26 protein-coding genes are annotated in these 22,539 nt (G+C 28.6%); 17 read left to right on the forward strand and 9 right to left on the reverse strand.

All coding sequences use genetic code 11. The features are described from left to right. Positions 1-76: 76 nt before the first annotated feature. Together aceA and ACTTAU_RS03655 are read right to left on the reverse strand one after the other, a co-directional pair. Positions 77-1,351, reverse strand: a complete 1,275-nt coding sequence (gene aceA / locus ACTTAU_RS03650; RefSeq protein WP_438305456.1) for an isocitrate lyase — start codon at positions 1,349-1,351, stop codon at positions 77-79. A gap of 47 nt (positions 1,352-1,398) precedes the next feature. Next, positions 1,399-1,560 (reverse strand): hypothetical protein, encoded by a 162-nt coding sequence (locus ACTTAU_RS03655; protein ID WP_438305454.1) that lies wholly within the window; start codon positions 1,558-1,560, stop codon positions 1,399-1,401. A 111-nt stretch (positions 1,561-1,671) separates the two neighbouring features. Between ACTTAU_RS03655 and ACTTAU_RS03660 the strand changes: the two genes are divergently transcribed. From ACTTAU_RS03660 to ACTTAU_RS03670, 3 genes are all read left to right on the forward strand, one after another. After that, the gene (locus ACTTAU_RS03660; protein ID WP_438305453.1) at positions 1,672-3,099 is read left to right on the forward strand and encodes a helix-turn-helix domain-containing protein; all 1,428 of its coding nucleotides are present in this window, start codon (positions 1,672-1,674) and stop codon (positions 3,097-3,099) included. A 201-nt stretch (positions 3,100-3,300) separates the two neighbouring features. Further along, positions 3,301-3,570 (forward strand): GNAT family N-acetyltransferase, encoded by a 270-nt coding sequence (locus ACTTAU_RS03665; RefSeq protein ID WP_438305450.1) that lies wholly within the window; start codon positions 3,301-3,303, stop codon positions 3,568-3,570. Then, positions 3,561-4,310, forward strand: a complete 750-nt coding sequence (locus ACTTAU_RS03670) for a sulfite exporter TauE/SafE family protein (protein WP_438305448.1) — start codon at positions 3,561-3,563, stop codon at positions 4,308-4,310. Before ACTTAU_RS03665 ends, ACTTAU_RS03670 begins: the two co-directional genes overlap by 10 nt. On the opposite strand, the gene ACTTAU_RS03675 is transcribed toward ACTTAU_RS03670, so the two are convergent. Next, entirely contained in the window at positions 4,300-4,674 is a 375-nt protein-coding gene (locus ACTTAU_RS03675; RefSeq protein ID WP_085115110.1) for a phosphate-starvation-inducible protein PsiE, read from the reverse strand. The genes ACTTAU_RS03670 and ACTTAU_RS03675 overlap by 11 nt on opposite strands. Before the next feature lie 2 nt (positions 4,675-4,676). Then, on the reverse strand, positions 4,677-5,132 hold the full coding sequence (locus ACTTAU_RS03680) for a hypothetical protein (protein ID WP_438305446.1): 456 nt from the start codon (positions 5,130-5,132) through the stop codon (positions 4,677-4,679). A gap of 137 nt (positions 5,133-5,269) precedes the next feature. Between ACTTAU_RS03680 and ACTTAU_RS03685 the strand changes: the two genes are divergently transcribed. Further along, on the forward strand, positions 5,270-5,839 hold the full coding sequence (locus tag ACTTAU_RS03685) for a hypothetical protein (RefSeq protein ID WP_438305444.1): 570 nt from the start codon (positions 5,270-5,272) through the stop codon (positions 5,837-5,839). On the opposite strand, the gene ACTTAU_RS03690 is transcribed toward ACTTAU_RS03685, so the two are convergent. After that, entirely contained in the window at positions 5,831-6,751 is a 921-nt protein-coding gene (locus tag ACTTAU_RS03690; protein WP_438305442.1) for a calcium/sodium antiporter, read from the reverse strand. The genes ACTTAU_RS03685 and ACTTAU_RS03690 overlap by 9 nt on opposite strands. An 82-nt stretch (positions 6,752-6,833) precedes the next feature. Between ACTTAU_RS03690 and ACTTAU_RS03695 the strand changes: the two genes are divergently transcribed. Together ACTTAU_RS03695 and ACTTAU_RS03700 are read left to right on the forward strand one after the other, a co-directional pair. After that, a complete protein-coding gene (locus tag ACTTAU_RS03695; protein ID WP_438305440.1) occupies positions 6,834-7,223 on the forward strand; it encodes a DUF4149 domain-containing protein in 390 nt (129 codons plus the stop codon). 3 nt (positions 7,224-7,226) lie between these two features. Further along, positions 7,227-7,643, forward strand: a complete 417-nt coding sequence (locus ACTTAU_RS03700) for a carbonic anhydrase (RefSeq protein ID WP_438305439.1) — start codon at positions 7,227-7,229, stop codon at positions 7,641-7,643. On the opposite strand, the gene ACTTAU_RS03705 is transcribed toward ACTTAU_RS03700, so the two are convergent. Both ACTTAU_RS03705 and ACTTAU_RS03710 read right to left on the reverse strand, forming a co-directional pair. After that, positions 7,644-10,181 carry an ABC transporter permease gene (locus ACTTAU_RS03705; protein ID WP_438305437.1) on the reverse strand — a complete coding sequence of 846 codons (2,538 nt, stop codon included), beginning with the start codon at positions 10,179-10,181 and terminating at the stop codon, positions 7,644-7,646. Further along, positions 10,165-10,830 (reverse strand): ABC transporter ATP-binding protein, encoded by a 666-nt coding sequence (locus tag ACTTAU_RS03710; RefSeq protein ID WP_438305435.1) that lies wholly within the window; start codon positions 10,828-10,830, stop codon positions 10,165-10,167. Before ACTTAU_RS03710 ends, ACTTAU_RS03705 begins: the two co-directional genes overlap by 17 nt. Here ACTTAU_RS03710 and ACTTAU_RS03715 point away from each other — a divergent pair. From ACTTAU_RS03715 to ACTTAU_RS03725, 3 genes are read left to right on the forward strand one after another with little or no spacing between them, the layout of a single operon-like run. Continuing rightward, positions 10,829-11,431: an arylesterase gene (locus tag ACTTAU_RS03715; protein WP_438305434.1), complete on the forward strand. Its 603-nt coding sequence runs from the start codon at positions 10,829-10,831 to the stop codon at positions 11,429-11,431. The genes ACTTAU_RS03710 and ACTTAU_RS03715 overlap by 2 nt on opposite strands. Before the next feature lie 4 nt (positions 11,432-11,435). Beyond that, a complete protein-coding gene (locus ACTTAU_RS03720) occupies positions 11,436-12,125 on the forward strand; it encodes an ion transporter (RefSeq protein WP_438305433.1) in 690 nt (229 codons plus the stop codon). A gap of 5 nt (positions 12,126-12,130) precedes the next feature. Further along, complete coding sequence (locus ACTTAU_RS03725) at positions 12,131-12,667, forward strand: DUF2939 domain-containing protein (protein WP_438305431.1); 537 nt, start codon at positions 12,131-12,133, stop codon at positions 12,665-12,667. Positions 12,668-12,714: 47 nt separating this feature from the next. Here ACTTAU_RS03725 and ACTTAU_RS03730 read toward each other — a convergent pair whose 3' ends face one another. After that, positions 12,715-13,773 (reverse strand): homocysteine S-methyltransferase family protein, encoded by a 1,059-nt coding sequence (locus tag ACTTAU_RS03730; protein ID WP_438305430.1) that lies wholly within the window; start codon positions 13,771-13,773, stop codon positions 12,715-12,717. Between the two features lie 174 nt (positions 13,774-13,947). Between ACTTAU_RS03730 and rbsK the strand changes: the two genes are divergently transcribed. Beyond that, positions 13,948-14,862, forward strand: coding sequence for a ribokinase (gene rbsK / locus ACTTAU_RS03735; protein ID WP_438305429.1), 915 nt, complete (start codon positions 13,948-13,950; stop codon positions 14,860-14,862). A 35-nt stretch (positions 14,863-14,897) separates the two neighbouring features. After that, positions 14,898-15,446: a tetratricopeptide repeat protein gene (locus ACTTAU_RS03740; protein WP_438305427.1), complete on the forward strand. Its 549-nt coding sequence runs from the start codon at positions 14,898-14,900 to the stop codon at positions 15,444-15,446. On the opposite strand, the gene glnT is transcribed toward ACTTAU_RS03740, so the two are convergent. After that, a complete protein-coding gene (gene glnT, locus ACTTAU_RS03745; RefSeq protein ID WP_438305426.1) occupies positions 15,443-16,768 on the reverse strand; it encodes a type III glutamate--ammonia ligase in 1,326 nt (441 codons plus the stop codon). The two genes, ACTTAU_RS03740 and glnT, sit on opposite strands and share 4 nt — an antisense overlap. Before the next feature lie 47 nt (positions 16,769-16,815). On the opposite strand from glnT, the gene ACTTAU_RS03750 reads away from it, so the two are divergent. The 6 genes from ACTTAU_RS03750 to ACTTAU_RS03775 all read left to right on the forward strand — a co-directional run bounded on the left by ACTTAU_RS03750 (position 16,816) and on the right by ACTTAU_RS03775 (position 22,434). Further along, entirely contained in the window at positions 16,816-17,979 is a 1,164-nt protein-coding gene (locus ACTTAU_RS03750) for an iron-containing alcohol dehydrogenase (protein WP_438305423.1), read from the forward strand. Then, a complete protein-coding gene (locus ACTTAU_RS03755) occupies positions 17,979-18,770 on the forward strand; it encodes a type 1 glutamine amidotransferase (protein ID WP_438305422.1) in 792 nt (263 codons plus the stop codon). The genes ACTTAU_RS03750 and ACTTAU_RS03755 overlap by 1 nt, the downstream gene beginning before the upstream one ends. A gap of 51 nt (positions 18,771-18,821) precedes the next feature. Next, positions 18,822-19,817: a S1C family serine protease gene (locus ACTTAU_RS03760; protein ID WP_440632915.1), complete on the forward strand. Its 996-nt coding sequence runs from the start codon at positions 18,822-18,824 to the stop codon at positions 19,815-19,817. A 71-nt stretch (positions 19,818-19,888) separates the two neighbouring features. Next, positions 19,889-20,536: a peroxiredoxin gene (locus ACTTAU_RS03765; protein WP_438305419.1), complete on the forward strand. Its 648-nt coding sequence runs from the start codon at positions 19,889-19,891 to the stop codon at positions 20,534-20,536. Between the two features lie 113 nt (positions 20,537-20,649). After that, positions 20,650-21,276, forward strand: a complete 627-nt coding sequence (locus tag ACTTAU_RS03770) for an SOS response-associated peptidase (protein ID WP_438305417.1) — start codon at positions 20,650-20,652, stop codon at positions 21,274-21,276. Further along, positions 21,277-22,434 (forward strand): ATP-binding protein, encoded by a 1,158-nt coding sequence (locus ACTTAU_RS03775; protein ID WP_438305415.1) that lies wholly within the window; start codon positions 21,277-21,279, stop codon positions 22,432-22,434. The last annotated feature ends 105 nt before the right edge of the window (positions 22,435-22,539 follow it).

The following is a 22,539-nucleotide window of genomic DNA, read 5'->3' on the forward strand; positions in this document are numbered from 1 at the left end:
ATAAATTACAAAGAAATTCAAAGTTCTAAGATGACCCAGAGAGATTGGGTCATCTTAGATTATCTAAAGAGGAAATTTAGAATTGTTCAGATTCTGTTGAGCCAGCCATTGCTGTCGTTGAGCTTTTACCAGCACTTATAGTGTTAGATACAGCATCAAAATAAGAAGTACCAACCTCTCTTTGATGTTTAACACTCGTGTACCCGTCTTTTTCTCTTGCAAATTCTTGCTGTTGAATTCTTGAGTAAGCAGTCATGCCCTCTGTTTTATATTTTTCTGCAAGTTCAAATATTGCAATATTTTGTGTGTGGAATCCTGCAAGAGTAATAAATTGAAACTTATAACCCATTTTACTTATCTCTTGTTGGAAAGTTGCTATCTCACTATCTGATAAATGCTTTTTCCAATTAAATGACGGTGAACAATTGTAAGCTAATAATTTTCCAGGAAATTTTTCATGTATAGCATCTGCAAATCTCTTAGCTTCTTCTAAATTTGGAGTTGCAGTTTCACACCAAATCAAATCAGAGTAAGGTGCATAAGCAAGACCTCTAGAAATAGCTTGTTCGATACCTGGTTTAACGTAGAAAAAACCTTCTGGAGACCTTTCTCCAGTTAAAAATGGTTTATCATTTTCATCAAAATCATTTGTTATCAATTTTGCAGCATTTGCATCTGTTCTTGCTAAAATGATAAGTGGAACATTAGCTATATCTGCTGCTAATCTTGCAGCTTTTAAATTTTTAATCATAGTTCCTGTTGGGACTAAAACTTTTCCACCCATATGCCCACATTTTTTCTCACTAGCTAGCTGATCTTCAAAGTGAACACCTGCAGCACCTGCTTTTATAAATTTTTTAGCAAGTTCAAAAACATTTAATGGACCACCAAATCCTGCTTCACCATCTGCAATAATTGGTAGCATATAATCTACTTTATCTTGTTCTTTCATTTCCCCATCTTGAATTTCCATATGTTGAATTTGATCTGCTCTAATTAAAGCATTGTTCATAGACTCAACTAATTTTGGTGCACTGTCATAAGGATATAATGATTGATCAGGATACATTTCACCAGCACTATTAGCATCAGCTGCAACTTGCCAACCACTTAAGTAAATAGCTTTTAATCCTGCTTTTGCATGTTGAACTGCATGGTTTCCAGATAAAGAACCAAGCGTATTAATGTAGGGCTCAGTATTTAATAAATTCCATAGTTTTTGTGATTGCTGCTTACAAATAGAATATTCTATTTTTAAAGATCCTCTAAGTCTTTCAACTTCATTTTCTTTGTAATCTCTTTTAATTCCAGCAAATCTTTTTAAATCATATGAAATGTTCTCAGCACTCATTAATTATGTCCTATCTGTAAATTTTAAAATAAAGCTATGATGATGAATTAATTGCTTTCAGTGTTTTCTGAAGCAATTTCTTTCATTCCACTAGATCCCCAGTCACAATGATCATCTCTCATATAAATTCCTCTTTCTTTATATTGCTTATGATCCTCTAAACTGATGATTTGAGCTTTATTTTCATTGTTATTATTGTTTTTTGTCATGTAAATCTTATAATTTACAAAATTTACAAAATCTATAAAATTCGTCAAAAAGCTTGTAAAACAAAGTAATTTTTTGTAAATATAAATTTACAAAATTTACAAATAGAAAATATGAGTCAATTCAATTTGAAAATAGGACCTAAAATCAAAGCTTTTAGAAGACAATTAGGATTGCAAGCTAACAAGTTAGCCGAGGATTTAAGTATCTCACCTAGTTATTTAAATTTAATAGAAGCTGGAAAAAGAAAAATTGATGGAGATCTTTTATTAAAGATTTGTGAAAGACTTAATATAGATCTTTCCCATTTAAATGCAAAATCTGATGTAAATTTAGAAAACACTATCTCTGAAATTTTAGATGATAAATTATTTGAAGATTTAGATATTTTAGGACCAGAGGTAAAAGATCTAGTTAGCACTAATCCAAAAATTGGAAAAGCTATTGTTAGACTGGGAGACATTTTAAAAAAGAAAGATCATGAACTGATCAATAAAATTGAAAAGATATCCGGTAAAATAGTAGATAATAGAAAAAACTCTTTTCCTGGTGAAGTAATTTCAGATTTTTTACAAGAACAAAAAAATTATTTTCCAAAATTAGAAGAGTTTGCTAATAAAGTTTTTAATAAAGTGCAAAAAAATAATCGAACCAGATATGTTGCTTTATGTGATTATCTTAAATCTGAGTATTCAATAATTGTAAAAGATATTATCCCTGAAGATAATAAACCATTTTCAAAAATATACGATAAACAAAAAAAAGAACTTTTATTGAGTGATTATAGTTCATTAGAAACTAAAAAATTACATGCTGCAGCTCAAATAGCTCAGATGGGCGCAATGAAAGAAATTGATTTTTATCTCTCTAAATTTATTTTTCCATCAGATGAGTCAAAAAATTTAACAAAGGTTGCTTTACTTAATTATTGTGGAGCAGCAATTCTAATGCCATACAAACCTTTTCACACAGAGTGTAAAAAGTTAAAATATGATTTAGAGTTACTTCAAAATACCTTTGCAACATCTTTTGAACAAGTTGCACATAGGGTTACTTGTTTACAGGATCCAAAATTACCTGGGATTCCATTTCACATGTTAAGAGTTGATATGGCTGGTAATATTTCTAAAAGATTTTCTTTATCAGGTATTGAAATTCCAAGATATGGTGGTGCCTGTCCAAGATGGAATGTTTATTCTGCCTTTACTAGACCTGGGGTAATGCAAGTTGCTGTCAGTAAAATGACTAATGGTGAAAAATATGTTTGTATTGCAAGGACAGTAGAGAAAGGCATAGGTAGATTTGGAAAAACTAAAAGTATTCTGTCTATAGGTTTAGGTTGTGAAGCTAAACACGCTAAAGATTTTGTTTATACCCAAAATATAGATGTGAATAGTAAGTCTTCAGAAATACCAATAGGTGTCTCGTGTCGAACATGTGACAGACTAGATTGTTCACAGAGAGCTTTTCCACCATTGCATAAAAAATTCGATGTAGATATAAATACTAGAGGTGTTTCAATTTATGTTACTGATCATTAAATGATAAAATTTATTATTCCAGCAGTTCTTGTTTTTTTAATAGTTTTATTTTGGGAAAAAATTAATCATTTTATTTATGAAAGATTTAAAATTAGAATTAATTATATCTTTGCATCAATTATAGGCTTTATTTTGCTTATTATTTTAACACTATTATATTTCTAAAATCTGATTACTACAGGCTAGAAATCTAAATTATCCATGATCAATATTAATAATATTAAATATAAATTATCTGAAACTGATGGAGTTTTTACTCTTAAAAATGAGAATACAACACTAGGATTTGTACGTTTTGATGACAAGGGAGAAGTTGAATATATATTTGTAAATCCAATATTTAGAAAACAAGGTATAGCAAAAAAATTATTAAAACTTGTTAGAGAAAAGACAGGTAAAAAATTAATTTTACAAGAACCTATAAGTCCACTTGGATCAAAGTTATTAAGATCTATTGAAAAATGGAATTAAATTTCCTTTTTTTTATAACTGTAATTCCTGCAATCATTTTATATGGGATAGCTAAATCTGGTCTTGGTGGATCCATGACATTAATTTCAATTCCATTAATGACAATAGTGATGCCACTGAATGAGGCATTAGGAATTGTTCTTCCAATTTTGATATTTTCTGACTTTATTGCGACTTATAAATATAGAAAAGAATTTGATCTATCCACATTAAAACTAATGGTTCCTTTTGCTGCAATTGGAGTGGTGATTGGATCTTTAACATTTTCTTATTTTTCTGAAGAATTATTAAAATTTATAATTGGTTTGATGGGTTTTCTATTTGCAGGTCATTATTTTTTCTTAAAAAAAAACAAAGAAGCTAAATCAGAAAAAAATTTTCTTAAAGGTGGAATTTGTTCAACAATTTCAGGTTTTACAAGTTTTTGTGTTCATGCTGGAGGAACGCCTGTCAGTATTTATTTACTTCCTTTAAGATTAAAAAAAGAAATTTATGTAGGAACTAGAATAATATTTTTTACTTTTATGAATCTAATAAAACTTCCTTTTTATATAAATTTATCTATGACAAATTTTGTGACATTTAAACAGTCAGTAGTTTTATTTCCAGTAGCTTTTATAGGAATACTTATAGGCTATAAACTTCTTAAGATAATTGATGAAAAACTTTTTTATAATGTTCTTTATGCTTTGATACTTGTTTCAAGCACAAAATTAATTTTTGATTTTATTAGTCTTTAGGTTTTAACCCAAATTTTTTACTGTGTCTTAATCGCATTACTACTATTGCAATAGCAATTAATAATATAGCTGTCGACTCGTAAACTAGAGCAGATGGATTCATTTCTTTACCTTGAAGAATGATAAATCTTGATAAAGCAGTTATTGCTATTAACAAAGGCAATGTAATGCTAATTGATTGCTGTTCCCAAAATACTCTTACCATTGCCATTACTTCTAAATATAAAAACATTAATAGAAGATCTGCTAAAGTAACTGTCTTTAATTGATACATGTTATAGATCTCCAAAAATACAGCTACAACTGTACTAATTAGAATGATGATTAATAAACCAGATTGTAAATTTTTAATTAAATCTTTCAAAATCAATTCTTTTTCTTAGTGAATGGTAACCATTTTTCAGCAGGCGTTTTATCTGGACCATCATACTTAATATCATATGAGTTAGTTGAATTTAGAACCTCTATTCCTTTTGAAAAAACAAACATAAAAACCACCACAAAAAAAATCGCCATTATTTTAAAAGGATCAAAGTTTTTAGTTTTAAAAACACTTGCAGATTTTTCCTCTGCTCGGTGAAACTGCTTAAAAGTCATGTAAACAGCAAATATTAAACCAACATGAGCCACATAAAGACCAGCCCATCCAAATGCAAAAGTCGTATATGAAAAGATATAAAGACTAAACACAGTTGTCCAAATAAAACTTAAAACTAACAAAATCTGTAATCTGACAGATTTAGGTAAAGCTCTTAAATCATTTTTACTATCATCAAAGAGTATGTTTGCACTCTCTTTCATCCAATTTTTTAATCCATCCATGTAAAGATTCTATCAGATACAAATTATATTGATATATCTAAATGATATTTAACAAAATTTTAACTTATGCCATTTACACATACCAATTTAGATATCTATTAAATTGCTAGTTCATCAAATTAATTTAAACTTAAATTATGGTTCTAAATAAGATTAAAAACTTTAAACCTAGGGTAAAAGCTAGAATTCGAAAAAATAGACAAATTATCAATAAGAATTTAGATAATTTTTTTGACTGGGTTAAAGGTGCTAAACTAGTTGAATTAGATGAATGTGATACCAATGAGGATCCAATTAGACCTCAATTAGATAATAAATTTAGAACAAGTTATGGAAGAAAAATTTATGGCGTTGAATATAAAGGTGAAATTCATGCAGTTATGTGTTTTGCTTACACAAACAAGGTACCAAGATCTGTTGAAGAGTTAGATAAATTTAGTCATGATGCATTTTTACAAAGTGCAATGCGTGACCAAAACAATGGTCAAATAGCTATTGCATATACAGTTTGGTCAAAAAAAAAAGGTGGTGGAAAATTAATCGTAAAAGAGGTTTTTAAAAAAATAAAAAAATCTAATCATTTGAATAGACTGGTTACACTTTCCCCATTAACTGAAATGGCAACTAAATTTCATTCTAAAAATGGAGCTAAACTTTTACAAGTTAATGAAGATACACAAAATTTTGAATATAAAGTTCTAAAATAAATACACTATATAAATTGCATAAGAAGTTAACATAAATGATGCAATTAATTTTGAAATTGATTTAGCAAATCTTAAAATAATTATAAAAAATAAAGTTGCAGCAATCATTTCCCAAATTCCCTTTTTCATCATTTCATCCGTTACTGGAATATTTTCAATAAGCAAGGTCACGCCTAATATTCCAAGAATATTGAAAATATTACTGCCCAGAATATTTCCAATAACAAGATCGTTATGTTTTTTTATAGAGGCTATAATAGTTGTTGTAAGTTCTGGAATAGCGGTACCCACTGCAACAATGGTTAAACCAATTACAGCTTCAGAGATACCGTAAGATTGTGCAATTTTAATTGAAGAGTTAACTAATAACCATCCTCCCAAAATTAAAGTAGCAAGACCAATAACACTATAAATAATTGCTTTAATTAAAGAAGAATTTTCTAAATTTTCTTCTTTATCACCATTGTCTTTTTGATCTTGGAAATAAGAATATGAAATATAGCTAAATAATATTAATAAAAAAATAACTCCTGAATAAAAATTCAACCAATCAATGAATTTAAAGAATAAAAGCAATAGTGACGCAACAATCATCACGAAAATATCTCTGTTTATTTTCAAACTTTTTAACATTATTGGAGTGATTAAAGCAGCTATAGCAGTGACTAATAGAATATTGGCTATATTGCTTCCTATAATGTTTCCAAGTGCAATATCAGGTGAGCCAATTAAGACTGCCTCAACTGATACTGTTAACTCGGCTAAACTTGTGCCAAACCCAATGATAACAGCACTAACGAGTATATTTGAAAGTTTAAATTTGCGAGCAATAACTAAAACACCTTTAAGAGCACCCTCACCACCAAGATATAATAATAACAAACTGATAGGAATAATAATTAGATCGTACATAGCTGGTATCTATATACGAACTAATTTAAATAAAACAATTATATAACTTAAACTTATTTATGTTAATTATATTTTTCTAATTATGATTCTAAACTTATCAAATTTTTTAGCATCTGGAATTTTAGCAATCATGTTATTTTTCTCTTTCACGATCGCACCAAAAATTTTTAAATCTTTAGATGAAAAAAATGCAAGAAGTTTTATAAGAAATATTTTCCCATATTATTATTCGGTTAATTTAATTTTAAGTGTTCTTGTTATTATCTGTTTTATTATTTTAAATTATTATGGATTAAATTTTTATTTAATTTCATTTGTAGCTATTTTATTTGCTTTTTCACAATTTATATTAATGCCTATGATTAATAAGTTTAGGGATAATAATGAAACTAAAAAATTTAATTATTCTCATGCAATAAGTGTAATAATAAATATTATACAAATGGTTTTTTTAGTTATAATTTTAATTTAATTAATGAACAAAAAATTTAAAGCAATGGTTCTTTCTTGTATGGATCCAAGGTTTCAACCTAAAATATTTAATTATCTAAAAAAAAGAAAGTTAACTGGAAAATACAGTGCCTTTACTATAGCAGGTGCTGCAGTAGGGGTAACACACACTAAATTTAATAAATGGCATAATGTGTTTTTTGATAATTTATCAGCCTCGATACAATTACATAAAATTGAAAAGTTAATAGTTATAAATCATAAAGATTGTGGTGCTGCTAAAATCGCAAATTCTAAAAAAGAATTTAACAATAAAGTTGAAACAGATATTCATAAAGTTTCATTTAAGAAATTAAAATCAAATTTAAGAAAAAAATTTCCAAAGTTAAAAGTTGAATTTAATTTGATGGCATTAAATAATTCTATTAAAAAATTTAAGTAATTATTGATTTCTAATTAAAGGATATACTTTAGGGCTTAAATACTTCAAATTTGTAAGCATTATCAGAATTAAAGTTACTAAACCAATTCCTAAACTTAAGCTTAGGAGTACTTGTAGATCAAATTGCCAAACAAGTTCAAATATATTTTCTATTACATAATAGGAACCAATTATTGCAAACAATACTGCAATTAAAATCACTGAGAAAAATATTAAGACAAATTCAATAATAGATGAAAATATAATTTCTTTTTTTGAAAAACCTAAAATCTTAAATACCAAGTTTTGAAATTCTTTAACTTTTCCTTGAACCATTATTGCACTCGAAATCACAATTAAACCAATTATAATTGTCACCGCTGATATTAAAATTACTGCAATAAAAACTTTATTTAATATATCGGTTACTTTATTTAAATAATCTGAAATTTTAATAATCGATAAACTAGGTAATTCATTTAATAATTTTGTTTCTTTAAATTTTTGAAGATCATTAAACTTTGTTGTTGCTAAATATTCGTGAGGGATAGTATTTGCAAAATCAGGATTAAATAACATAGCAAAATTTATTGATAGATCTCTGTAATCTACTTCTCTCAAACTTGTAATTTCACCATCTATTTCTCGCCCGTATATATTAAGCGTAAAAATATCACCAAGTTTTACATTAAAATCTTTTGCAGCTTTTGCATCTAGTGAAATTTGTAATTTCTCTGGCTTTGATAAGTCCCACCACTTACCTGCAACTATTGGATTATCACTAGGCACTTCATCAGCCCATGAAGATCTTCGATCATTTCCAATAACCCAATAACTATCATTGTCTGGAGTAATATAAGTTCTTGGATCTATTCCATTAATTTTAACAATGCCAGATGAAACAATAGGAACAATTTCTAAATTAACTTCCTCATCCATTGATTTGATACTTTGTTCAAAGATTTCTCTTTCAGTATTTTGAATGCCAATAAAAAAATAATCTGGTGCAATGTCTGGAATGGTTTTTGCAACTTCTCTTTTAAAATTTGTCCCAACCATAGCTAAAGTTAACAATAAAGTTACTCCAAGACCAAGAGACATTATTGTTATAGGGGTAATACTTTTCGTTTGAGTAATATTCTTAACTGAAACTTTTAATGAAATATTAGATCTATTTTTTAAACCTTTAAGAAAAAAAACTACAATTTTGGATAAAAGAAAAAATACTATTAAACATATAAAAAAAGCACCAAAGTACATCAAACTATAAATTGGCCTTGATGAGCCAAAAACAAATAAAAATATTAAAGCAGATAAAAATAATAAACTTACAAACACTGATTTTTTTGAATAATAAAATTGTAAATTTTGAAAAACATTTCTAAATAAATTAGAAGCTTTCACTTGATCAATTGCATTAATGGTTGGAATTGAAAATATAATTAGAACAATTAAGCCTACTAAAAATATTTTTATAAAGTTGAATATAGAAAATAATGGTTTGATATTTAATCCAAGTCCTTTTGATAAATAGGTATCTGCTATAGGCACCAATAAAAAACTTAAGGCATATGCAGCAATACTTATAAAAGTAAGCAAAATTAAAAGCTGAAAGTAATAGATTGTCTTTATGTTAAGTGAAAAAAAACCAAGAGCTTTTTTAACTGCTATCGACATATTACTTTGATTTAGAAATGATAAAAGAGTGTTGGCAATTCCAATTCCTGCAATTAGCATTGCGCTAATGGAAACCAATGATAAAAATTGAGAAAAATTTTCAATTACTCTCCTTAAACCACTTGCAGAATTTTCTGGATAACGAAGTTGTACTTTTTGATCATTAACGAATATTTCCTGAATTTTTTTTCTTGTATCGTTAATATTGGCATTGTCTTCAAATTTAACCTTGTATTCATGGTTTAGGAAACTGCCCATTGTATTTAATTTTAAAAGTTCCAATGTGTCTTTGCCAGCTAAAGCAAAATCACCAAAGGCAACAAAACCACTTACATCAGGAACTGATTTTATGACACCAACTACTTTGAATAATTGATCTTGAACTTTAATCTGCTCATCAATTTTAAGATTTAATGTTTTGAAAATATTTTCATTAACTAGAATTGTATTTTTCTCATTGTGAATTCTGTTTAATGATCCAATAGGTTCATGAACAACCTCACCATATAAAGGATATTGTTCATCAACAGTTTTAATTCTGGTAAATAATGATTGATTATCCTGATCTCGATTTGTTGAGATCATGGTACTAAACTCAATCATTTGAGAAATTGTAGTAAATTCTTTTACTTCATTAACTAATTCTAAATTGCCTTTATCTCTATTATAGTCAATCTCAAGATCTCCACCTAATAATGCTTTAGCATTATCGTTAAGTTCTTTTTTCAAACTCTCTTCTATTGTTAAAATTGCACTTAATATAAAGAGGCTGATAAAAAGAGTTAAAATAATACTAAAAATTTTTTTATAATTTCTAACTAGATCTCTAAAAGCATAGTTAATAATAAGCTTAAGATCTGAAATACTATTTAATCTTTCCATCTTTGATCTTTATTTTTCTTTTTGCTTTATCAGCAAGTTTTGGATCATGGGTTACCATTATTAATGAAGACCCTTCATCTTTTACGTATTTAAATAAAATATCTGAAATCATTAATGAGTTTTCAGTATCTAAGTTTCCAGTTGGTTCATCTGCCAAAATTAACTCTGGTTTCATTGCAATCGCTCGTGCAATTGCTACTCTTTGTTGTTCACCGCCTGAAAGTTGACTTGGTAAATTGTTAAATCTATTTTTAAGACCAAATCGATCTAATAATTCTTTAGCTTGTTTTTCTGGATTTTTAAGTTTGTTCAATTCCAATGTAAGAGCCACGTTTTCAACTGCAGTATAATTTGGAATTAAATAAAAAGATTGAAAGACAATCCCAATATGTTTTCTTCTTATTTCCGAAACTTCATCCTCTGATAAATTGGTAATTTCTTGATCTTGAAAAAAGATTTTACCTGATGTGGCTTTCTCAAGACCACCAATTAACATAATCAAACTTGTCTTACCCGAACCACTTTCTCCAACAATTGAAATAGTGTCTTTTTTTTTAGTGGTTAAATCGATATCCTTTAAGACTTTTATAGATTCTTTGTCAGTTTGATATTTGAGATTTATTTTTTTTAATTTAAGAAGAGTGCTCATGAATAAAGTTTTATTTATTAAAGTAATTGCAATCTGTCTACTGAGCATAAAAGCATTTGCAATTGAAAAAATAGTTTTATTTGGTGATAGCTTAATGGCTGGTTATGGTCTTCCAAATGAGCATCATTTATCGGTTGTTTTAGAACAAAGATTAAAAGATCAAGGTAAAAATATTAAAGTAATCAATGGTAGTGTTTCAGGAAGCACTTCATCTGGTGGATTAAATAGAGCAGAGTGGTCTTTATCTGATGAGGACATTGATTTAATGATCTTAGGCCTTGGAGCAAATGATATGTTAAGAGGAATTCCTCCAAATGAAACAGAGCAAAACTTGGAAAAAATAATTAAAATTGCTCAGTCTAAGAATATTAAAGTTATTTTAGCTGGAATGTTAGCTCCAACTTCACATGGCATCGATTATAAAAAAAAATTTGATATGATTTATCAAAATCTTTCAAAAAAATATAACCTTCCACTAATTCCTTTTTTACTTGAGGGTGTAGCTTTAAATCCTGAATTAAACCAAAGTGATGGTATGCATCCAAATAAAGAGGGCACAATCATTATCAGTAAAACTTTAGAAAAATATATCAAGGGATAAATTCATGAATAAATTTTTGTACAATTTAAAAGAAAGTAGAATTTTTCAATTTATCGTTATTACTATTATCATTCTCAATGCAATTACTATTGGTATAAACACTTATGATTTAAGTGAATTTACAAAACAAGCCATAAATATTTTAGATTATTCAATTACAATATTTTTTGTAATTGAAATCATTATTCGATTTATTGGAGAACCAAAAAAAATAAATTTTTTTAAAAGTGGATGGAATATATTTGATACGACAATTGTTTTAATATCTTTAATACCAATCCCTAATAATTCTAGCTATTTACTTTTGAGACTTTTGAGAGTTTTTAGAGTTTTAAGGATTATATCTGTTGTTCCAGAATTGAAAAAAATTATTGAGGCATTGTTAGACTCTGTAAAAAGAGTGTTTTATGTAGGTCTACTTTTATTCATCATACTTTATATATACGCAACTATAGGCTCTATTTTATTTAGCGCTGACATACCTGAAAGATGGAATGATGTTGGTGTATCTATGATTACATTATTCCAGGTGTTAACTTTATCTAGTTGGGAACAAGTTATGTTACCATTGCAAGAAATCTATTGGTGGGCTTGGGTTTACTTCTTTAGTTTTATTATTATTTGTGGAATTACAATGTTAAATTTATTAATTGCCATTCTTGTTGACGTGGTGATTAATCAAAAGAGATTGTAAGTTTAATGCTCAATAAAATTAAATATCCTTTGATTTCAATTATAGTTGTCTTTTTTTCTTATTCATTTACGGCGATGTATTCTTTTCATCAACTTCACAAGGGAATATATTTCAATGATAAACAATTGATCGAAAATTATGTAGATTGGCAAAGTGTAAGAGGAAATGTCAAAAATTATATTAATGTAGAAATTTTAAAAAAAACCCAATCAGAAGAAATTTTCAAACAGTTAGGGGATGTTGGGGTTTTACTTTCAGGGTTTGCGGGTAAATTTGTTGAAATTGCCATCGATACTTATCTAAATTCTGAAGGAATTAGTTTGTTGTTAGAAAAGAGCCAAAAAAAAGATGAAATTCCAAAACCATCAATAATTACATTCCTTGGTAGTTTTACTATTATGGATAACAACGGACTTAATTCATTTTATGTTAATTATGAAAATGAAGGAAAAGAATATCCGATATATTTTACTAGAGATGGTTTGAGGTGGAAAATTACTAATATTGAATTTCCAAAAGATTTATTTGAAAAGATTAAATAATTTTTTACTAGCGTAATTTATAAAAACTACGCTAGTAAATTTAATTCTTAAGCTTTATCTCCGTACTCAGTCATGTGTTTTGGAATTCTTTTATTTTTTCCATACATGAAATGGTTTTCCATGTTCTCTCTATATTTACTAGCAGGAACTTTTAAACCAACTGCTTCCGCTGTTTCTCTAATTAGCATTGGGTTTGCACCACAGCATACACCAATATAATTAATTTTAAGATCATAAGCCTCTTTTGCAAATTTACCCATTTCGTACCTATTACAGAACAATGGATCTAGTGCTGTTGGAAATGTTCTTCCATGGGGAGAAGGACATCCACAATTATCATAATCTGGAAGATTAAAGAATGTAGGATGCTCTTTACTTGTTCTATATGGAATAGGTAATGCACCTACATGACATTTAACTGCTGCTCTTACTTCTTTTAAGTAAGGCATCATTGTTTCAGGTCCTCTAAAACAGTTTAATCCAACCACATCTGCACCACGTTGCTCTAACTCTTTGCAAGTATCAACTACAGACATTCCATCTCTCATTTTATTTTCACCCATTGGTGAAATAGTTAGTACTGTTGGAAGACCAGTTTTTTTCATAATCTCCAAAGCTTTAAAAGCTTCTTCTGCATAATAAAAAGTTTCACCGATTAACATATCAGCACCTTCATCTACAGCCCATCCAATCATTTCTGAAAACATTTTTTCAACATCTGCTTGAGCAGATTTGTCATCTTCTTTCCAAATGTTTGAATTAGAAATATTTCCAGCCATTAAATTTGGCGCCATTCCTTTAGGCGTATCTAAAGCAACTTTTTTAGCAATTTTTAATGCTGATCTATTTAAGGGCTCTAGTAATTCTTCTTTACCAATAACTCTCATTTTTTCTCTATGACCGTTATAAGTAAATGCCTCAACTACATCAGAACCTGCATGTTGAAATTCCCTATGTAAATTTTCAAGAACCTCTGGATGATCTAAAGATACCATCGGAACAAATTCACCAGATGCCATATAACCTCTTCTTTCGATTTCAAATAAAAAGCCTTCTGCACAAATAACAGGACCTTTATTTAATCTATCTACTAATTTATTAGACATATTGTTATCCTCTCAGTTTTAACTTCAGCGGCAATTTTTTGAAATGTCGCTTTAGCGTATTTTTTTAAGCGCCAGCAATTTGTTTTAAATCAGCGCTGCAATTTTTATAACAAAATAAAAAGAATTTAGAAAGTAATTTTAATAACTAATAAATTTCATTATAAATATTTGGCTATGTCAAACTCAATAACAGTATTAGGAATATTTGTTGCTGATCTTTGCTTTAAGGGAAAAAATATTCCAAGAGTAGGGGAGACCCAAATTGGAGATAATTTTAAAATCAATCCAGGTGGAAAGGGTTCGAATCAGGCTATTACAATTGCAAAGCTTGAAGGTGATGTAAATTTCATAACCAGAATAGGTGAAGATGAATATGGAAAAATGGCTTTAGAAATTCACCGATCTAATGGAGTTAAAGTTGATGGAGTAATTAAAGATAGCAATAAACCAACAGGGGTGGCTGGAATATTTATTGATGAGAAAGGTAATAACTCAATAAATGTTATTCCTGGAGTAGCTAACAATATTTCTAAAAAAGATATTGATAATAATTTAGATAATTTAAAAAAATCTAAAATTTTTTTAACCCAGTTAGAAATACCAATTGAAGTGAATATGTATGCTTTAGATAAAGCAAAAGAAAATAATTGTATTACAATCCTAAATCCTGCACCAGCTAATATAATTGATAAACAATATTTTAAGTTAATTGATTATTTTACGCCTAATGAGACAGAAGTTGAATTTTATCTAAATAGAAAAATTGATAAAATTGAAGATCTTAATAAGGCAGGAAACGATTTATTAAATCTTGGATTTAAAAATATAATTATTACTCTTGGTGAAAAAGGTGCCTACTTTAAAAGTGAAAATGAGGAATATCTGGTTGACGAATATAGATTAAAGAATAAAGTTATCGATACAACTGGTGCTGGAGATGTTTTTAATGGAGCTTTTGCATGTGCTTTGGCAAACAATAAAAAGATAAAGGATGCCATAATTTTCGCAAATAAGGTCGCTGCGATTTCAACAACAAAACTAGGTGCAGCAAATTCAATACCAACTTTAGATCAAGTAAATTCAAATTAGTTAAAAAAAACTTTATTTTTTGATATAGTTTTGAAGTGAAAAAAATTTTTGCAATTTTATTTATTATAATCCTTTCAACGACAAAATTATATTCTGATGAAAGAGATGTTCAGTTAAATAGATTATTTAATGAGTTAAAAATTGATAATGCTGCTTTAGTTTATGGAACTGAGCAAAAAATTTGGGAGATTTGGACTACTCATCCTACTGATTCAAAACTTACGATGGAGTTATCTAAAGGAACAAAACTTATGCAAGGCAATACTTTAGCTGAGTCTATAAAAGTATTTTCTAATCTTATTGATCTTGATCCAAGTTGGGCTGAGGCATGGAATAAAAGAGCAACTGCTTTATATTTAATTGGTGATTATGAAGGTTCACAAAAGGATATTGATAAAGTTTTAGAGTTAGAAGATAGACATTTTGGAGCTTTAGCTGGACAAGGTTTGGTTAATATTAAATTGGAAAATTACGAAAAGGCAATTGAAAGCTATGAAAGAGCTCAAGAGATTTATCCTGCAATGCAATCTCCAAAAATTATGATTGAACAAATTCAAGAATTAATAAAACAACAACTAATTTAACAATCTAAAGTATTTTTTCTTTCCCAATCACTAATAGGTTGTGATTTATCTAATTTTTCAGTTTTATTAAATTCAATAAGTTCTATAGATCTTAGTTTGATGTAGCTTTTAATTACATCTTCACCAAAAGCTTTGTTGATCATTTTATTTTCTTTTAAACAAGTAATTGCCTCTTCAATTGTATTAGGAAGCTTAGGAAGGTGAGGATATTTTTCAAAATCTTCATACATATTGCAATCCAATGGTTCACCTGGATTAGTTTTTTTATTTATGCCATCAATTCCTGCAGCAATAATAGCTGCTTGCATTAGATAAGGATTTGCAGATCCATCCATTAATCTTAATTCAAATCTTCCTTGGTCTGGAATTCTAATCATGTGAGTTCTATTATTTCCCGTATAAGAAATGGTATTCGGTGACCACGTTGCACCTGATTGAGTAGGGATGGCGTTTATTCTTCTATAGCTGTTGATTGTTGGATTAAACAAAGCACATAATCCACGAGCATTTTCTAAAATTCCACCTAAGAAATTATAAGCAAGTTTACTTAAACCAAGCTTATCTTTTTTATCTAAAAACTTATTATCTTTTTTATTCCATACAGAAACGTGAGCATGACAACCATTACCAGTAAGATTATGAAATGGTTTTGGCATAAATGTTGCTCTTAGCCCATGTTTTTCAGCTAAAGATTTTACCATGAATTTAAAAAATAAATGCCTATCTGCAGTAACCAAACTATCTGAGTAATCCCAGTTCATTTCAAATTGACCATTACCGTCTTCATGATCATTTTGGTATGGAGCCCAGCCAAGTTCAATCATGCAATCACATATTTCTTTAATTAGATCAAATCTTCTCATTAATGCGATTTGGTCATAACTAGGTTTTGATTGAATATCTTTTGGATCTGCAACTGACTTTCCATCTTCTGTCAGTAAGAAAAATTCACATTCAACCCCTGATTTCATTTGTAAATTTTTCTTAGATAATTCTTTAATTTGATTTTTAAGAATTACTCTTGGAGATGCTTTAACTGGTTTGCCATTCATATATAAATCCGATGCAAGCCAAGCCACTTCTTTTTTCCATGGCAATTGAATTAAACTATCAGAATCTGGTAATGCAAACATATCCGGATCAGCTGGTGTCATATCTAACCATGTTGAAAAACCGCCAAAACCTGCACCATTTTTTTGCATATCTTTGATGGCTTGAAAAGGAACGAGTTTTGATCTCATTACCCCAAAGAAATCAACAAAACTAATAAAGAAATATTTGATACCTTTCTTTTTTGCAATTGAGTATAAATCTTTTGACATTAAGTAATCTTGGTTAAATAATTTTTAACGTTAGACTAAATAAAATTATGCAAAAATACAACTGGAACTATCCAACAATAATGTGGGTGGGTGAAAATAGAATTAATGATATCGCTGAAGCTTGCAAAACATTAAATATCAAAAAACCATTACTTGTTACTGATAAAGGTTTATCAAATAGTGAAATTGTAAAAAATACTATTTCAATTTTAAAAGATAACAATCTTCAAGTTGAATTATTTTCAAATGTTGTAGGAAACCCAACAGGTACCAATGTTAGTGAAGGTGTTAAAAGTTATAAAGATAATCAATGTGATGGGGTAATTGCATTTGGTGGTGGAAGTGGTTTGGATGTTGGAAAAGCTATTGCATTTATGTCTGGTCAGACTTTATCTATTTGGGATTTTGAGGATGTTGGTGATAATTGGACTAAAGCAAATTCTGATCAAATATCACCAATTGTTGCAGTACCAACAACAGCAGGAACCGGTTCAGAAACTGGAAGAGCGTCAGTAATTTTAAATGAGGAAACTGGTGTAAAAAATATTATTTTTCATCCTAAATTTTTACCTTCAATTGTAATTTTAGATCCAACATTAACCGTTGGCCTTCCTCCAAAAATTACAGCTGCAACTGGTATGGATGCACTAGCACATAATTTAGAAGCTTATTGTGCGCCAGGATATCATCCTATGGCTGATGGAGTTGCACTAGAAGGAATGAGTTTAGTTAACAAATGGCTGCTTGAAGCTGTAAATAATGGCTCAAATTTAGAAGCTCGAATGAACATGTTAACTGCAGCAAGTATGGGATCTACTGCTTTTCAAAAAGGGTTAGGGGCTATCCATTCATTAAGTCATCCTGTGAATGCACTAAATAATATTCATCATGGTTTATCTAATGCAATCTTCATGCCTTATGTACTTACTTTTAATAAAGATGTCATAGAAGAGAAAATAATTAAGATATGCAATTACTTAGAATTAAAAGATCGATCTTTTGATGGATTTATTAATTGGGTTTTGGATTTAAGAAAAAAATTAGATATGCCACATAAATTATCTGAGGTAATTAATGAAAAAGATTTACAATTAGTTCGTTTATCAAAAATGGCTTTAGCAGATCCATCCACAGGCGGAAATCCAAAAAAATTAACAGAAGCTGATATGAAAACCATGTATCTACATAGTATGGAAGGTAAATTATTTTAATGAGTTTGAATATTTTAGTAGTTGAAGGAAATAACCCAGAAGACTCAAGCGTTTTTATCAAAGCTGCAAAAGCAAGTTGTTCTCAAAATTTAAAGAATTTAGTTCAAAAAATAGAGCCATCGGCTGAAGTAAAAATAATAAATCCTTCTAAAGATAATGAAACAACAGAAGCATTAGAGAATATGGATCAATATCATGGAATTATTTTTACAGGTGGCGCTATGAGAATTAATGATATGACTGATGAAATTAAAAAACATATTAATTTTGCATCCAATTGTTTTAAACATGGAAAAAAAATTTTAGCTATATGCTGGGGTTTGCAAGTTTGTTCTACTGCAGCAGGAGGAAAAGTTGCTCCAGCAATCAAAGGTGCCCATATAGGTATTGCAAGTAATGTTGAAATTAATGAAGAAGGAAAAAAAAATTTAATCTATAAGGATAAAAAAGATATATTTACAACTCCAGCATTTAACTTTGATGAAGTAGTTGAATTACCTGAAGGTGCAAAGCTTTTATCCAGTGATAGTATTAATAAAGTTATGGCAATTTATTTTAAATCTGGTCAATCTGAAATATGGGGACTTCAATACCATCCAGATTATGAATACTGGCAAATGGTAAATTTATCCAATGCTAGAAAAGATAGATTGTTAAAAAATAATATTTTTAAGGATGCTGCTGAATTTGAGGATCATGTTAAATTTATTAAAGAAGAAGATCAAAAATTAGATTTTGATAATAGAACTTATGAAGTTAGAAACTGGCTTAATAATCTAAAAGTAAATTAATCATAAAATTATTTATTGAATACAACCTGTTGGTTTAGTAAAATTATTTTGTTGAGATTTTTAATAACAATATTTTTATTTCTAATATCGTTCCCAAATATTTTATTATCTGATCAAAAAAAGATATCTACTGAAGAAGATATCAGGAAAATTTATCAATCAATTGTAAAAATAGATAGCATAGTGCCACCAGATGCAAGAACAGCAAAAGCTCTTGGAACTATAAGAGGAGGCAATGGAGTTGTTATTGATGATAAGCACATTCTAACGATTGGTTATATTGTGGTTGAAGCAGAAACAATTACAATCACCCTTCCAAATGGTGGAGTAGTCCCTGCTGAATTAATTGGCTATGATCACACAACAGGTTTTGGAATTTTAAAAACAATTTTACCTTCTAACTTATCTTCATTAAAAATTGGAGACTCTGATAATCTAAATAAAGAGGAAACACTTTATGTTTTACCTTATTTAACAGAAGGAGCTCCCTCTGCTGTTAAAATGGTATCAAGACGATCTTTTACTGGTTGGTGGGAATATTTTTTGGATAAACCAATTTATACCCATCCAATGAACAGTTCTTTTGCAGGCTCAGCTTTAATAAATGAATTTGGAGAAATATTAGGTATTGGATCATTATATGTATCTGACGCTGCAGCTAAAGGAATACCATCCCCTGGTAATTTATTTGTTCCTATCAATGATTTGAAACCAATTTTAGATGATCTTATTTTAAATGGTAAAAGAACATCTGATGTAAAACCATACATGGGTCTTACTTCAAATGATGACACTGGAAAAGTAATGATCACAAGAGTAAACGATGAAGGACCTGCTGCAAAAGCTGGATTTATGGAGAATGATATTATTTTGAAAGTAAATAAGATAAATATTCCTGATACTGAAAATTTTTATAAAACAGTTTGGTCACAAGGTGGACCGGGCACGCTTCTTGATTTTGAAATAGAGAGAAACAATCAAATTATCAGCTTAAAGCTTACTACAATGGATCGAAATGATTTCTTTGTGAAACCTAAATATTACTAATTAGTCATTAAATGACACACTTTAATAATCTTATTTAATACCCATCTGAATCCCAACGAAAGGAAAAAATTATGTCACTAAGAATTAATGATGAAATTCCAAATTTAAAAGTCACAACAGATCAAGGTGAACTAAGTTTACATGATTATATTGGAGATAGTTGGGGAATATTATTTTCACACCCAAAAGATTTCACACCAGTTTGTACAACAGAGTTTTCTGCAGTTGCAAAGTTAAGTGATGAATGGGCTAAGAGAAACACAAAGGTAATTGGTATTTCAGTAGATTCTGCAGAAGATCATACAAAATGGAAATCGGATATTGAAAAATTCGGTGGTTCTAAAGCTGGATTTCCAATTATTGCTGACACTGATTTAAAAGTTGCAAAAGCTTTTGACATGTTACCTTCAGAAGCACACTTACCTGAGGGAAGAACTCCAGCAGACTCTGCAACAGTTAGAAGTGTTTTTATTATTAGTCCTGAGAAAAAACTTCAGCTAGTTATGACTTATCCAATGACAATTGGTAGAAATTTTGCTGAAGTGTTAAGAGCTTTAGATGCATTACAAAAAACTTACCAAAACCCAATTGCAACACCTGCAGATTGGCAAGTTGGACAAGATGTAATTGTTGCATTGTCTCTTAATGATGAGCAGGCCAAAGAAAAATATGGAAAACTTGATATAAAACTTCCATATTTAAGAACTGTTAAATTATAAATTTTTTTAAAAAGACCAATTATAATTAGTTTGTAATTGGTCTTTTTTATTCTCTAATTTAAAAAAAACGATTTCTTTGTGAATCTTAAAATTTCCTAGTATTATCTTAAATTATGTGTGGACGATATGTGGTTACAAACCCTGTTTCAAAAACTGATAAATTAGTAAAATCTGCAATCCAGGTTGAGGATAATGAAAATTACAATGCTCATCCTTATCAAAAACTTCCGGTTATTAAAAAATACAAAAATGGAAATACATTAGAAAATTTAAAATGGGGATTGGTACCTAGTTGGGCAAAAGATAAAGATTTTAAAGCATTAATTAATGCAAGATTAGAGACAATTGATGAAAAAGTTTCTTTTAAAAAATTAATAAAAGATTTTAGATGTGTTGCAGTTGCTGATGGATTTTATGAATGGAAGAGGGAAGAAAAAGAAAAAACTCCTCATTATTTTGTAAGAGAAGATAAAAAACCAATTTTCTTTGCTGGTATTTATGAAAGTGATCAGTTTTGTCTAATTACAGAAAAAGCATCAGACAATATTAAAGAAATTCATCACCGTCAGCCGGTGATATTAAATCAAACAGATGTTAATCGATATTTAAACTTAGAATTATCAGGTTCAAGCTTTTTAAAAGAGGCTAATAAACCACACTTAATTTTTCATGAAGTATCAAAGGATGTCAATAAGCCTACCAATAATATTGCATCATTGATACAACCATTAAATAATTAAATGGATCTCTTACTTTTAATCTTATTAATCATTATTGGTATATTAACTTTTTTATTATTAAAGAAAGAGCGAGTTCTAGGAATTAATACTGATGATAGCAAAAATAAAGATCAGGTTAAAATAATTGAGAATAAGGATTATAGAAAAAATATTAATAATTTATTAGATTATTTCCCTGAAGAGGTATTAATTTTAGATAAAAGTAAAAAAATACTTTTCAATAACAAATCATCAAAGAATTTGTTTCAAATTAAGTCAGGAGAAAATATTAGTAGTATTTTAAGACATCCTGATCTTTTAAACTCAATAGATCAATCATTTGAAGGTAAAAATGTTTCTGATTTAGAAATCGAAATAAGAAATCAATCTGTATTAAGATTGAATATCACAATTTATCTTGATAAAAATTCCTTATTTTTTGACCAAACAACTTGTGTGTTGTTTATTAGGGACCTAACTGAATTTTATAAGTTTCAACAATTAAAATCTGATTTTGTTGCAAACGTTTCGCATGAACTTCGTACACCACTTCAATCAATAAAAATGGGTCTTGAAAGTTTTGAAACCAACTCAGATATTAAAAACAATTTAGAAGTTAAAAATTTATTACCGATAATGACTTCTCAATCTGAAAGAATGGAAAATTTAATTAGAGATTTGCTTTCTCTTTCAAAAATCGAGCTACAAGAGCACATTAGACCAACACATGAAATCGATTTAATAGAGTTAATGGAATATATCATTAAAACGTATGATAAAATTATTAGTAAAAATAAAATTAAATTAAAATTTAATAAAATTGATAATTTTAAAATTATTGGTGACAGGGATAAATTAATCGAAATTTTTACAAACCTTATCGATAATTCAATTAAATATAGTGATAAAAATAAAGAAATTACCATCACGGCTAAAAAAGAAAATGATTTGAATATTATATCTGTCGAAGATAGAGGAATTGGAATTCCAAAAGAATTAATACACAGAATCACTGAAAGATTTTTTACTGTTGATCCAAGTAAAAGTAGAAGCGTTGGTGGAACAGGTTTAGGTCTTGCAATTGTAAAACATTTGGTAGCCCAACATAGAGCTGAAATGTTGATAAATAGTGTTGAAAATCAAGGGACGACAATAGATATCAAATTTAAGGCTTTATAATACAACTGAAAAGTTAGTCTTTGTAATAAAACTTTAACTTTCCTTTAATAAAATTTTTAAAAATTGAATTTAAATGAAAGATTGTATTAACAAATATAAAAAGGA

Source organism: Candidatus Pelagibacter sp. HIMB1505 (assembly GCF_052047915.1).
GTDB lineage: Bacteria > Pseudomonadota > Alphaproteobacteria > Pelagibacterales > Pelagibacteraceae > Pelagibacter > Pelagibacter communis_A.

Excerpts from the sequence above, each read along its gene's own strand:
- aceA (WP_438305456.1), bottom strand. The coding sequence starts at position 1,351 with ATGAGTGCTGAGAACATTTCATATGATTTAAAAAGATTTGCTGGAATT.
- ACTTAU_RS03655 (WP_438305454.1), bottom strand. The coding sequence starts at position 1,560 with ATGACAAAAAACAATAATAACAATGAAAATAAAGCTCAAATCATCAGT.
- ACTTAU_RS03660 (WP_438305453.1), top strand. The coding sequence starts at position 1,672 with ATGAGTCAATTCAATTTGAAAATAGGACCTAAAATCAAAGCTTTTAGA.
- ACTTAU_RS03665 (WP_438305450.1), top strand. The coding sequence starts at position 3,301 with ATGATCAATATTAATAATATTAAATATAAATTATCTGAAACTGATGGA.
- ACTTAU_RS03670 (WP_438305448.1), top strand. The coding sequence starts at position 3,561 with ATGGAATTAAATTTCCTTTTTTTTATAACTGTAATTCCTGCAATCATT.
- ACTTAU_RS03680 (WP_438305446.1), bottom strand. The coding sequence starts at position 5,132 with ATGGATGGATTAAAAAATTGGATGAAAGAGAGTGCAAACATACTCTTT.
- ACTTAU_RS03685 (WP_438305444.1), top strand. The coding sequence starts at position 5,270 with ATGGTTCTAAATAAGATTAAAAACTTTAAACCTAGGGTAAAAGCTAGA.
- ACTTAU_RS03690 (WP_438305442.1), bottom strand. The coding sequence starts at position 6,751 with ATGTACGATCTAATTATTATTCCTATCAGTTTGTTATTATTATATCTT.
- ACTTAU_RS03695 (WP_438305440.1), top strand. The coding sequence starts at position 6,834 with ATGATTCTAAACTTATCAAATTTTTTAGCATCTGGAATTTTAGCAATC.
- ACTTAU_RS03700 (WP_438305439.1), top strand. The coding sequence starts at position 7,227 with ATGAACAAAAAATTTAAAGCAATGGTTCTTTCTTGTATGGATCCAAGG.
- ACTTAU_RS03705 (WP_438305437.1), bottom strand. The coding sequence starts at position 10,181 with ATGGAAAGATTAAATAGTATTTCAGATCTTAAGCTTATTATTAACTAT.
- ACTTAU_RS03715 (WP_438305434.1), top strand. The coding sequence starts at position 10,829 with ATGAATAAAGTTTTATTTATTAAAGTAATTGCAATCTGTCTACTGAGC.
- ACTTAU_RS03710 (WP_438305435.1), bottom strand. The coding sequence starts at position 10,830 with ATGAGCACTCTTCTTAAATTAAAAAAAATAAATCTCAAATATCAAACT.
- ACTTAU_RS03720 (WP_438305433.1), top strand. The coding sequence starts at position 11,436 with ATGAATAAATTTTTGTACAATTTAAAAGAAAGTAGAATTTTTCAATTT.
- ACTTAU_RS03725 (WP_438305431.1), top strand. The coding sequence starts at position 12,131 with ATGCTCAATAAAATTAAATATCCTTTGATTTCAATTATAGTTGTCTTT.
- ACTTAU_RS03730 (WP_438305430.1), bottom strand. The coding sequence starts at position 13,773 with ATGTCTAATAAATTAGTAGATAGATTAAATAAAGGTCCTGTTATTTGT.
- rbsK (WP_438305429.1), top strand. The coding sequence starts at position 13,948 with ATGTCAAACTCAATAACAGTATTAGGAATATTTGTTGCTGATCTTTGC.
- glnT (WP_438305426.1), bottom strand. The coding sequence starts at position 16,768 with ATGTCAAAAGATTTATACTCAATTGCAAAAAAGAAAGGTATCAAATAT.
- ACTTAU_RS03750 (WP_438305423.1), top strand. The coding sequence starts at position 16,816 with ATGCAAAAATACAACTGGAACTATCCAACAATAATGTGGGTGGGTGAA.
- ACTTAU_RS03755 (WP_438305422.1), top strand. The coding sequence starts at position 17,979 with ATGAGTTTGAATATTTTAGTAGTTGAAGGAAATAACCCAGAAGACTCA.
- ACTTAU_RS03765 (WP_438305419.1), top strand. The coding sequence starts at position 19,889 with ATGTCACTAAGAATTAATGATGAAATTCCAAATTTAAAAGTCACAACA.
- ACTTAU_RS03770 (WP_438305417.1), top strand. The coding sequence starts at position 20,650 with ATGTGTGGACGATATGTGGTTACAAACCCTGTTTCAAAAACTGATAAA.
- ACTTAU_RS03775 (WP_438305415.1), top strand. The coding sequence starts at position 21,277 with ATGGATCTCTTACTTTTAATCTTATTAATCATTATTGGTATATTAACT.